Origin of the sequence: Haliscomenobacter sp., from assembly GCF_040403615.1 — a bacterium.
In the GTDB taxonomy this organism is placed as follows: Bacteria; Bacteroidota; Bacteroidia; order Chitinophagales; family Saprospiraceae; genus Haliscomenobacter.
On sequence record NZ_JBBAKG010000041.1, the window covers coordinates 40,050 to 50,999 of the forward strand.

Genomic DNA, 10,950 nt, shown 5'->3' on the forward strand with positions numbered 1-10,950 from the left:
CATAGCCCACTTTCTTGCTCATGATTCGTATCCAAACCTATCAATCCGAACATTGTCAGGGGATTATTGATTTGATACTGCCCATTCAGCAGATTGAATTTCAAGTGCCGATAACCCTGGAAGACCAACCCGATCTCTTGGAAATTCCTGCGGTGTACATGCATGGGAACGGCAATTTTTGGGTAGCCACCAATGGTGAAAATCAAATCGTCGGAACCATTGCCTTTATCGGTTTCGGTGGCAATCGGGTCGCCTTGCGCAAAATGTTTGTGGCCGCAGCTTACCGCGGAAAAACCTATGGCCTGGCACAACAATTGATGGATATGGGGATTGAATGGTGTCAGGAAAGACAAATCGAGAGCATGTGGTTGGGTACGGTTCCTAAATTGGAAGCCGCAGTCCGGTTTTACGAAAAAAATGGATTTGATAAAGTTGCCGCTGAAAATTTACCCCCTGAATTTCCTAGAATGGCGGTGGACACCCTCTTTTTCTGCAAATTCGTTTGAGTCGATTATCTTTGTAAGCGTTCGCACTTCTAAAAACTACCGCGAAAGCCCCGCAGCGTATGAAAGAAATTATTATTTTGGCCTTCATGATACTGACCACATCGTTTCTTGAAGCACAAACTCCTTCTATCAACAGCATTAGTCCACTGAGCAGCAGGGTGGGCAAATACCAGAAATTTGAAGCGATTGTAGACCTGAGTGCAGCTTTTTCCAATCCTTATGACTACGATCAAGTAGTGCTGAGTTGTGCATTTCTTTCTCCAAGCGGCAAAGTGGATACCGTGGACGGCTTTTTCATGCAGGACTTTTCCCTCAATACATACAATGGCAGTTTAAATCCAAACGAGAACGGCGCTTTTCGCATCCGGTTTTCGCCAACGGAAACAGGTGACTGGACTTTTAATCTACAAGTAAAAACGCCCACTGGAGAAAGTACCCTCAAATCGAGCAGTTTTGAATGCATTGACTCCCCAAATCCTGGATTCATTCGCAAAAACAACACCAATTATCTGTCCTTTGACAATGGCATGGGGTATATTCCTGTAGGCCAAAACCTCTGCTGGCAAAAAGAGAACCCGTACCTGGACTACAAAAAATGGCTGGGTTCGATGGCTGCGGCCAAAGCCAATTTCATGCGCTTGTGGTTGGCGCATTGGGGCTTGGGTCTGGAATGGCGAAATGGAAATGGGTTTGAAGGTTTGAAAAAATACCAGCAAAACAATGCGTTTTACATCGACTGGATGCTGGAAGAATGTGCCAATCAAGGCATCTACATGATGTTTTGTATGAATCACCACGGCCAGGTCTCGTCCAATGTAAATCCGAACTGGAGTGAAAACCCCTACAATGCCATCAACGGTGGCCCCTGCGTCCAAACCTGGAACTTCTTTGACCAGGATGCCGCCAAGGCACTTCACAAAAATCGCCTGCGCTACATCGTGGCTCGTTGGGGCTACAGTACCCAGATCATGGCCTGGGAGTTGTTCAACGAAGTGAGTTTTACAGATCAGTTTGCTACGCCTTCTGTACGCTCTGCCGTGCGCAACTGGCACGATGAAATGGCGCAATACCTCAAAAAACTGGATGCCCGCAAGCACCTGGTCAGTACCAGCTACGGCAATGAAGAAGATCCTGAATTGTGGGGGCTGCCCGCGCTCGATTTTACCCAAAATCACTTGTACGCTGATATTGACAACGTTGAAAAAGCGGTTGCCAGCAAAGGGCTAAACAACCTGAGTGCCTTTGGAAAACCAACCTTCGGCGGGGAGTTTGGCATTAGTGTGGGTGGGGAGGGATTGTCCGATATTGATCCGGCAGGAATTCATGTACACAATACCTTGTGGGCTTCGGCCTTTTCGGGGGCATTGGGTGCTGCGGCTACCTGGTGGTGGGATTCTTATGTGGAACCCCGCAATTTGTATGGGCTATTTTCTCCGTTGAACAACCTACTGGCAAAAATTCCCTTTTTGCAAGCCAACTTCAAACCCGCCAATGCCAAATCCATCGGGGGTGGGGGAGCGGCACTAGCGCTGGTGCCTATTTCCGATTGGGGACAAGCCACCGACTCCAAAATCACCATTGACGATACCGGAGCAGTTGCCCCTGCAAATGCCCGCTTGAGTAGGTATTTGTTTGGAACACAATGGAATCCACAACTGCGCAACCCTCCAACTTTTGAGGTACTCTTTCCCGTTGCTGGCAAATTCAAGGTAACTACGGGTAGCGAAAAGGGGGAAGCGCCTATCGTCGCCATTTACTTGGACAACAAATTGGTGATCAACAAGGCCGCCGCACCAAAAACAACTTACGCCATAAACGTGCCAGCCGGATTGCACCGCATCAAGGTAGACAACCTGGGCGCCGACTGGATTTCGATTGCTTCGTATCAAATTGACGGAATTGCGGTTGCCCCACATGCCGTTTATGCCGTTCGTGCTGCCAATGGTGATATGGCCGCTGGCTGGGTACACAACACCAAATACAACTGGCGGCAGCTGCGGGATCAGGGGATTCCAGCGCCCGTTGTCGGTGGCAGCATCGCCTTGAGTGATCTGCAAAATGGACTGTACAAAGTGAGTTTTTACGATTGTGTCACGGGTGCGGTTTTATCCAGCTCAACCGGATTAAACGCCCAAAACGGTAGTCTGAAATTTGATGTACCCGCTTTTTTATGGGATCTCGCATTTATTTTGGAAAAAGAGTAATCTGGCCAGTCAAAAGTCAAGTTTTGAGTATTTTTTTGTTTATTCGGGCAGCTTCGCTGCTGTTTATTTTCACCACCTTAGACACTTCAGAGACCTGAGAAGCACCTGAGTCAGTATGTCGGTTATTTTGTCTCTAGGTGTGTCTTAGGTGCCTCAGGTGTCTAAGGTGGTGGGAAAAAGAGCAGCGAAGCTGCACAAAATAAGCCTTGCTCAATGTATCGATCAATTAATACCAAAATCCACAGTGATTGTTAACTGAATAAATGAACAATCTCCCTCGACCTTCAGGAGAGTTCAGGAAGGCCACTTGTTTTCATTTGCCTATCTTTGAGCAGTGAAAGCTCATTCAAAACTATTTCAACATGTCCATCACCGCTGCATTCCAACACGTAAGCTACCTATGGGACGATGCTTACGCCACCTCTCTTGCTGGCAATGAGGTAGACTTATTCATCTACCGCTCCAATCTGCTCGGCGCGGATTTGCGCCTCACCAATTACGCCGGGGGCAATACTTCTGTCAAAATTCAGGAAACCGATCCACTGACGGGCGAAAGTGTAGAAGTGATGTGGGTGAAGGGATCTGGTGGCGACATCGGCACACTCACCAAAGCGGGTTGTGCCAACCTATATATAGAAAAACTGCATACCCTCAAGCGCCGCTACCGTGGCCTGGAATTTGAAGACGAGATGGTAGAGCTCTTCAACCATTGCCTTTTTGACCCCAAATGCGCAACACCATCCATCGATACACCTTTGCACGGGCTTCTTCCCTTCAAACACATCGATCACCTGCACCCGGATGCATTAATTGCCCTGGCCGCCAGCAAAGACGGTGAGGCCATCATGAAAGAAATTTGGGGCAGCACCATGACTTGGATCCCCTGGCAACGCCCAGGCTTTGATTTGGGGCTTAAACTGGAAGCAGCACTCAAAGAAAACCCCAATTTGCGCGGGTTGATCCTGGGTGGGCATGGTTTGTTTACCTGGGGAGATACTTCTTACGCAGCTTATGTAAATACCCTGGAAGTCATCGAAGCGGCTTCGGTGTATTTGGAAAAAAATTATGGCAAAACCCGCCCAGTGTTTGGTGGCGCCAAAATGGAGTCATTTCCAGCAGCAGAACGCGCCCAAAAAGCAGCGGCAGTGATGCCTACCCTACGTGGTCTGGCTTCAAGCTACCGCCGCATGGTGGGACATTTTACCGACGATGCTCGGGTGCTGGAGTTCATCAATTCCAATGATTTGGAACACCTGGCCCCACTGGGAACAAGTTGCCCCGATCACTTTTTGCGTACCAAAATTCGCCCACTGGTATTGGACGTTCCCAGCGAAGGAACCGATCTGAAGGCGCACATTTTGCAGCAATTTGAGACCTACCGCGCCGATTATGCGGCATATTACGAGCGTTGCAAACATCCAGATAGCCCGGCCATGCGAGACCCCAACCCCGTGGTGATTTTGTACCCTGGAGTGGGGCTGTTTACTTTTGCCAAAGACAAACAAACCGCCCGGGTAGCTGCCGAGTTTTACACCAATGCCATCAACGTGATGAAGGGTGCCGAGGCGGTTTCGAAATACGTGGGGTTGTCAGAGCAAGAAGCGTTCAATATCGAATACTGGCTCCTTGAAGAAGCCAAACTCCAGCGCATGCCCAAACCCAAAAACTTGTCAGGCAAAGTCGCTTATGTTACCGGCGGAACCGGCGGCATTGGGAAAGCCATTGCGGAAATCCTGATTCAAAACGGTGCAGTTGCCGTATTGGCCGACCGCGACCGTCTGGAAGAAACCGAAGCGGAATTCAAAAAGAAATACGGCAAAGACTCTACCATCACTGTGGCCATCGACGTAACCCAACCAGAAGCGATAGCAGATTCGCTCCAAAAATCAATCCTGGCTTTCGGCGGCGTTGACATCGTGGTGAATTGCGCTGGCTTGTCGATCTCCAAACCCCTGGAAGACCACGAGCTCAAAGATTGGGATATTCTCCAGGACGTGTTGGTCAAAGGCCAATTCTTGGTCAGTCAGCAAACGGTAGCCATCATGCGGGCGCAAGGCCAGGATGGCGACATCGTGAACATCGCCAGCAAAAACGGCCTTTTCGCTGGCCCCAACAACGTGGGTTATGGCACGGCAAAAGCTGCCCAGCAGCACATGACGCGCCTGTTGGCTGCCGAATTGGGTAAAGACAAAATACGAGTCAATACCGTCAACCCCGATGCCGTGTTGCGCGGCAGCAAAATTTGGGAAGGCGATTGGGCGCAAGGTCGTGCCAAAGCTTACGGCATCGCCGTAGAAGATCTGCCCAAAATGTACGCTGCACGCACCCTGCTCAACGAAGAAATCCTGCCAGAAGACATCGCCAAAGCAGTACTGGTTTTCGTAGATGGAAGCCTGGCCAAATCTACCGGAAACGTACTGAATGTAGATGGAGGAGTAGCCGTAGCATTTGTAAGATAATTTAGCGGTCAGCTGTGAGCCATCAGCAGTCAGCTTTCAGCAAATTTTCGGCTGACAGTTGATGGCTGATAGCTGATGGCTGATAGCTCACAGCTGATCAAATGCACAACCTCAACCACAAATCCAAAACCCCCAAATACAAGCAGATCGTAGAAGCGGTGATCACAGACATTGAGCGGGGCATCCTGAAAAAAAACAGCCAATTGCCTTCGATCAGTGAAATGAGTGCCCACCACGATCTGGCCAGGGATACCGTTGAAAAAGCTTACCGCGAGTTGCGCGAACGAGGCTATATCCTCTCTGTGCAGGGAAAAGGGTATTACGTGTCGGGAGGAAGCGATGGGAAAATGCGCATCTTGCTCATCGCCAACAAACTCAGCTCTTACAAGCGCTTGATTTACTATTCGTTTTTGCAAACCCTGGGCGATAGGGCTCAGGTAGACCTGCAAGTACACCACTACAACGCCAAACTGTTTGCCGACATCATCGAGCGCAACCTGGGCAAGTACAACTATTATGTGGTGATGCCCCATTTTGTACACGATCTGGATAAAGTCAATTTGGACGAGGTGCTAAAAAGCATTCCCCCAGAAGAATTGGTTTTTCTGGACAAGGATTATCCCCACTTGCCTACCAAACACCTGGCGGTTTTTCAGGATTTTCAACGCGACATTTTCAATGCGTTGTTGTCGGCCAATGAGCTGCTGCAAAAATACACCCAAATGGTGCTCGTCATGCCCAGCGACGGCAATTACCCCACCGAAATCGCCAGAGGCTTTCACAACTACTGTGTCAATTACCAAAAGACCTACAAAATCATCGAAACAGCCAGCGAGGAATTTGTTCAGGCAGGTACCGCGTATTGCGTGATCGAAGAAACCGACCTGGCGGAATTGATCAAAAAAATCCGCCAAACGGACTTGCAATTGGGGCAGGATATTGGCCTGATTTCCTTCAATGATACCACACTCAAAGAGGTACTGGACATCACGGTGATCACTACCGATTTTGAAGCCATGGGGCGCACCGCAGCGCAAATGCTGTTGGAAGGGAAGCAGGAGAAGGTGAAAAATCCGTTTTATTTGGTGCGGAGGGGAAGTTTGTGAGGGAAGAATATCGAAAAAATTTCGCAGTCCACCTTCGGTGGAGTGTTTTTTGATTTTAGCCACAAATAGCACAAATTTTCACAAATTTAAGCATGAACTTCGTTCGTATAGGGAGCAAAAACGTAAGTTTTTGCCCTGATTTGTGAAAATTTGTGCAATTTGTGGCTGAAAAAATCTGATTTAGCACCGCCGAAGGCGTGTGCTAAATCGTTACGATTTTTGTAAAAAACAGCATAAAATGGCGGTTCAAGCCCAACGCAAATTATTTACTGTTGACGATTATTACAAAATGGCCGAGGTGGGTATCCTCGCGCCCGAAGACCGAGTTGAACTGATCCACGGTGAAATTATCAAGATGAGCCCGATAAAAAGTTTCCACTCCAGTATGGTGGATCACCTGCATGAAATGTTACTCCTGCTGCTGCACGGCAAAGCAATCATCAAAGGTCAAAATCCGATTCGCATCGATGACTATTCTGAGCCCGAACCAGACCTGACCATTGCCAAATTTCAAGCACACAAATACCGCCATCAACATCCGCGACCAGAAGATGTCCATTTTTTAATTGAAGTAGCCGATACCACCCTCCAAAAAGACCGCAAGATCAAATTGCCATTGTACGCCGAAGCAGGCATTCCCGAAGTGTGGATCGTCAATTTGAAAAACAATAGTGTGGAAGTGTATACGAATCCACTGGATGGGGCATATCAGGAGTTGAATACCTTAAAAGTTGGAGAGGTATTGCATTTTGAAAGTTTGGGGCTGGAGTTGGAGTTGGAGCGGGTTTTTGGGTGAGTATATTTGGGATGTGGGAACAAAAGCTATTACTCTTTAGAATGTTTATCAATTAGCATTTGGATATAATTCTCACTAGTATTCGCAATTCGTGAAATCTCCGCTATGGACAATTGTTGACTTTGAAAAAGGTATAGAATGGCCTTATTCAGCCCGAGCCAAATCTTCTCAACTTTCAAGCTCATATTGGCATTTCTGATGTAGGCTTCTTCCGCAAGGATATCTTCTTGCTCTGCTTGAAGGAATTCTTCGGCCTTTTTGATTTTCTTTTTTTCCTCAATCAACCATTTTTCACCTTGGCTCAACTGCACTTTTTTATCCAGCAAAAGCTTTTCTCTTTGTTTGATCCAAGCATCTTTGAAGGTTAGGAATTCTTGGGTGATCTTTAAACGTTCCAATTCCTGTAATTCAGGAGTCATGTTTCGCGCTATTTCAATGCCCTCTTCCACGATCATGTCATAAGTGCTCATTGGCGATTGATTTAAAGTTTTGGGTAGTGTTTATTTTCAATCACACTCTCTCAACTGCATCCACGTGCAGAAACCTCCTAAAAAGCCCGCATATTTGCAACATCTGCTTCAAAATGATCTCCTTGCACCTCAAGCACAATGATCCCCGCCGCCTTGGCACTGGCTTTAACGGATTCGTTTTCAAAGGTAAAGCCTCCGATGCCCAAATAAATTTTGGCGGTGGCGTATTCGGGATTCAGGGTTCTGAAGTTTTGCAGTTTGGTCTGGAGCAATTGGTTGACGTTGGCAGCTTTGACTGTATTTTTGATTTCGAGCAATCCTACACTATCGCCATTGTACAGTACTATATCAAATTCGTCTGTCAGATTGCGTATCCTACTTTTGACATTGCGTTCGATGTAATCGAATTTTATTCCTCCCAGTTGCATTTTGTTAGACAGAGATGAAAAAAAGAAGTTTTCTGCAAATTCACCATTAGTGTTGCCAATACCTCCCAACTGACGTTGCATTTCTTTTTGCGATTCGGCAAGTTCGGCCGATTGGATGCCCATCGATTTGCGCATTTCTTTTTGCGACTCGGCAAGTTCGGCTGATTGGATGCCCATCGATTTGCGCATTTCTTTTTGCGACTCGGCAAGTTCAGTAAACTTGATGTCCACCATTTTACGCGATTCACTTAACTCAGCCAATTGTGCATCCGTTTTCTTTTGCGAGGCTACTAGCTCTTCTATCGCTTTTTCAATTCGATCTATTCGCTCCATATATAATGTTTGAACAAATTTACGAAAAATTTTGAATCAAAGTCAAGGCAATTATTTGTTTTAATTTTTGCAATCAGACTATTGCAGAATAGCTTGTAAGTCGGCCAACGCCACATGGCGCAGGGCGGATTCGTGCGTAGCCTCCAATACTACTGGTGGTGCCACCCCAGCCTCGTAAGCCTCCTTCCAGCGCAGCACGCAGAGGCACCAGCGGTCGCCTGCTTTTAGCCCTGGAAAGCGCCACTGCGGCTGGGGCGTAATGAGGTCATTGCCCTGGCTGAGCGAATAAGCCAGGAAGGTTGAGGTCATTATGGCGCAGACCAGGTGGCGACCGGAGTCTTCCGGGCCGCTGTTGCAGCAGCCGTCGCGGTAAAAGCCCGTCAAGGGATCTAGACTACATGGCTGGAGCGGATTGCCCAGCACGTTGCGTGCAGCTTGGCTCATGGTTGTTGTATTTATAATCAGAACAATGCCGTTTGGCCTGAAATTGTTGCGAAGAGGGGGGCGGGGAAAACTTAAACCAGCTAGTGAAGAATCACTGGCTTACTTCAAAACTCAATGTTGTTCCATTTTAATAGGTCGATTGTAGCGCAAACGATTATTTTATCCAAAAAATAGGAATGCGGAGAAAAAGTCAATTAATCTCCGCAGATTTTGCGGAGATTAATTGATTGAGCGGTGAATTTGGTTTATTTGGTGCAGCAGGAAAGTTTATGAGTTATAATAAGCCAAAGTCCATCTCACTTATCAAAATTAGGGTTGCCGCTTATTTCTTTGGCTTTTTCAAATGGAATTCTGGTGTAAATTCCAAATGGCAATTCAATTTCGTCTTTTCCCAATATAAAAAGTTGCCCTGTAATTCTGGGTTTTGAAGAATTGTGTTCATTGTAATATATGTTGATTCCCGTTTTGGTGAGTTCAAAACCACCAGCATAGTATTTCTTTTGTTTCCCCTCATCACCAGCGCCAGCTAAATCAACAGCCCCAAAAAAACCTTTGGTGGTATTGTTATCGTTGAGGGCATATCCAAAAAGTAGATAGTCGTTTTTATCGTCAATATTTTGCCAAAACCCAGTAAAATAGGATATGTCTACATTATTTGAATTGTATTGATTTTCATAAATATTCAAGCAGCTTGTGGTAAAGCATGTCAAAAAGAATAGCATGGGTACCAAGGAATAGACTGATTTTTTGACTAAATAGTAGAATGGTAGTCGGGACACGAATGGGATGCGAATCAAAGTGCTTTTGAATAAATCAATCTCCGCTCTACCGGATTTGAGCAGGCGGTAAGCGCGATTGAGGGTCTTTTTGAAGCTTATAGTTTGCAGTTGCATAGGGGCGATAAAAAAATGAGTGATCATTTTGCCAGAGGATTAGATGAGTAAACGTTTCATTTTAAGTGTCTTATCTAATCCTCTGGCTCAGGAAAAATGATCACTCATTTTTGCCCCACTACATAGCTGGAACAAGGGCGTTGTGGGAGGGAAGGTAGACATTTTGGTAATAATATTGCGGATAAAATCGGATACTATGCTGCTTGGTTTAACAAATGAGGTTGAGCAATCGATAACTTTGTCTAAATGCTACCGACGCTTGGCGACTTTGCCGCTGATCGATGACCCTATGCTTGCAACTTGATGATTATCAATTTATTTAAAGTTTATTTGAAAAAGTAATTCAATCCAATTCCTAACACCCCGCTCGTAGAAAAATCAGCAGAAATGGAAGATGCTGAGTTATTGTTCGATTTGGGCTCTACCTGTAAGTTCAACCCTCCCAAACCAAAACGTGGGCTCAAAAAATAGATCAAACCCGGGCTAAGTTTAAGCGAATAATATTGCCTTTAAATGGCCCAATTCCGACCTTATAAAAATGGTACCGGACAGGGAATTGTCTATATTGAAAAGGTAAACTTAAACCCAGACTCCATCGAGGGGAAAGCATTAACCCTATTTCGGGTTGAAGGGTGGTGGAAAAATAGCGCTGACTTTGTTGTTGCTGAGTTCCGAACTAAAACTGCCCGCCCATGTGGAATTGACCGCCCTGAACTTGTTCAACCAATTGATTGGATAAATATAAACAAATCAGCAAAAGTGCGACAATGCGCCAAGGCGGAGCTTTACATCCAGGCCTTCGATACAATGTTAAAATGGGAATCATGGTTTGAGTTTGAAAGGTGTAAAGCAAAAATACTTTCTTTCAGACGAGCTTAGCAATACAATTGCGGCTTGGGAGATGCTAATGTTTTGTTAAAATTTACTTTAAATAATAGAACAAGCCAATGTTTAATGAGCCAGTTTCACTAAATCTGCCAGATAATTCGGCCGGTGTACCATACTTCGATTTAGGGGCATAATCTAAAGAAAACCCCTGTAAAAAAGCTTCCAGGCCAAATCGTTTATTCAACAAATAGCATAACCCGGGGTCGATCACAATGGAATAAATATTTTTGCTGGGGTTAATCTTTTCATAACCATTGTCAATTGACTTACTTCGATTGGCATTCCAATTTAATCGACCATGGATTAGAGCTAAGAGTTTTTTATCGATCGGGAAATAACGCCTAATTCCAATTGCAAAATTGAGGTTTCCTAAGAGCATGTCTAAAAAATAAAGTTTGAAAAAGGGAGTCAGCCACTATCTTT

At 45.9% G+C, this 10,950-nt stretch carries 11 protein-coding genes; 6 read left to right on the forward strand and 5 right to left on the reverse strand.

Annotation, left to right across the window (positions count from 1 at the left end; all coding sequences use genetic code 11):
- Positions 1 to 20 precede the first annotated feature (20 nt).
- The 5 genes from ABW391_RS14805 (at position 21) to ABW391_RS14825 (ending at position 7,071) form a co-directional block, all read left to right on the forward strand.
- Positions 21 to 506 (forward strand): GNAT family N-acetyltransferase, encoded by a 486-nt coding sequence (locus ABW391_RS14805; protein WP_353482664.1) that lies wholly within the window; start codon positions 21 to 23, stop codon positions 504 to 506.
- 59 nt (positions 507 to 565) lie between these two features.
- Positions 566 to 2,710, forward strand: coding sequence for a DUF5060 domain-containing protein (locus tag ABW391_RS14810; protein ID WP_353482665.1), 2,145 nt, complete (start codon positions 566 to 568; stop codon positions 2,708 to 2,710).
- A 362-nt stretch (positions 2,711 to 3,072) separates the two neighbouring features.
- Positions 3,073 to 5,169: a bifunctional aldolase/short-chain dehydrogenase gene (locus ABW391_RS14815; RefSeq protein ID WP_353482666.1), complete on the forward strand. Its 2,097-nt coding sequence runs from the start codon at positions 3,073 to 3,075 to the stop codon at positions 5,167 to 5,169.
- A gap of 101 nt (positions 5,170 to 5,270) precedes the next feature.
- A complete protein-coding gene (locus ABW391_RS14820) occupies positions 5,271 to 6,275 on the forward strand; it encodes a GntR family transcriptional regulator (RefSeq protein ID WP_353482667.1) in 1,005 nt (334 codons plus the stop codon).
- Between the two features lie 238 nt (positions 6,276 to 6,513).
- The gene (locus ABW391_RS14825; RefSeq protein WP_353482668.1) at positions 6,514 to 7,071 is read left to right on the forward strand and encodes a Uma2 family endonuclease; all 558 of its coding nucleotides are present in this window, start codon (positions 6,514 to 6,516) and stop codon (positions 7,069 to 7,071) included.
- A gap of 29 nt (positions 7,072 to 7,100) precedes the next feature.
- On the opposite strand, the gene ABW391_RS14830 is transcribed toward ABW391_RS14825, so the two are convergent.
- The 4 genes from ABW391_RS14830 to ABW391_RS14845 form a co-directional block, all read right to left on the reverse strand.
- On the reverse strand, positions 7,101 to 7,541 hold the full coding sequence (locus ABW391_RS14830; RefSeq protein ID WP_353482669.1) for a hypothetical protein: 441 nt from the start codon (positions 7,539 to 7,541) through the stop codon (positions 7,101 to 7,103).
- 77 nt (positions 7,542 to 7,618) lie between these two features.
- Positions 7,619 to 8,302, reverse strand: coding sequence for a hypothetical protein (locus tag ABW391_RS14835; RefSeq protein ID WP_353482670.1), 684 nt, complete (start codon positions 8,300 to 8,302; stop codon positions 7,619 to 7,621).
- 78 nt (positions 8,303 to 8,380) lie between these two features.
- On the reverse strand, positions 8,381 to 8,746 hold the full coding sequence (locus ABW391_RS14840) for a DUF2237 family protein (RefSeq protein WP_353482671.1): 366 nt from the start codon (positions 8,744 to 8,746) through the stop codon (positions 8,381 to 8,383).
- A gap of 296 nt (positions 8,747 to 9,042) precedes the next feature.
- On the reverse strand, positions 9,043 to 9,432 hold the full coding sequence (locus tag ABW391_RS14845; RefSeq protein WP_353482672.1) for a hypothetical protein: 390 nt from the start codon (positions 9,430 to 9,432) through the stop codon (positions 9,043 to 9,045).
- A gap of 720 nt (positions 9,433 to 10,152) precedes the next feature.
- Between ABW391_RS14845 and ABW391_RS14850 the strand changes: the two genes are divergently transcribed.
- Positions 10,153 to 10,518 (forward strand): hypothetical protein, encoded by a 366-nt coding sequence (locus ABW391_RS14850; protein ID WP_353482673.1) that lies wholly within the window; start codon positions 10,153 to 10,155, stop codon positions 10,516 to 10,518.
- A gap of 43 nt (positions 10,519 to 10,561) precedes the next feature.
- Here ABW391_RS14850 and ABW391_RS14855 read toward each other — a convergent pair whose 3' ends face one another.
- Entirely contained in the window at positions 10,562 to 10,906 is a 345-nt protein-coding gene (locus ABW391_RS14855) for a hypothetical protein (RefSeq protein ID WP_353482674.1), read from the reverse strand.
- Positions 10,907 to 10,950: the final 44 nt, after the last annotated feature.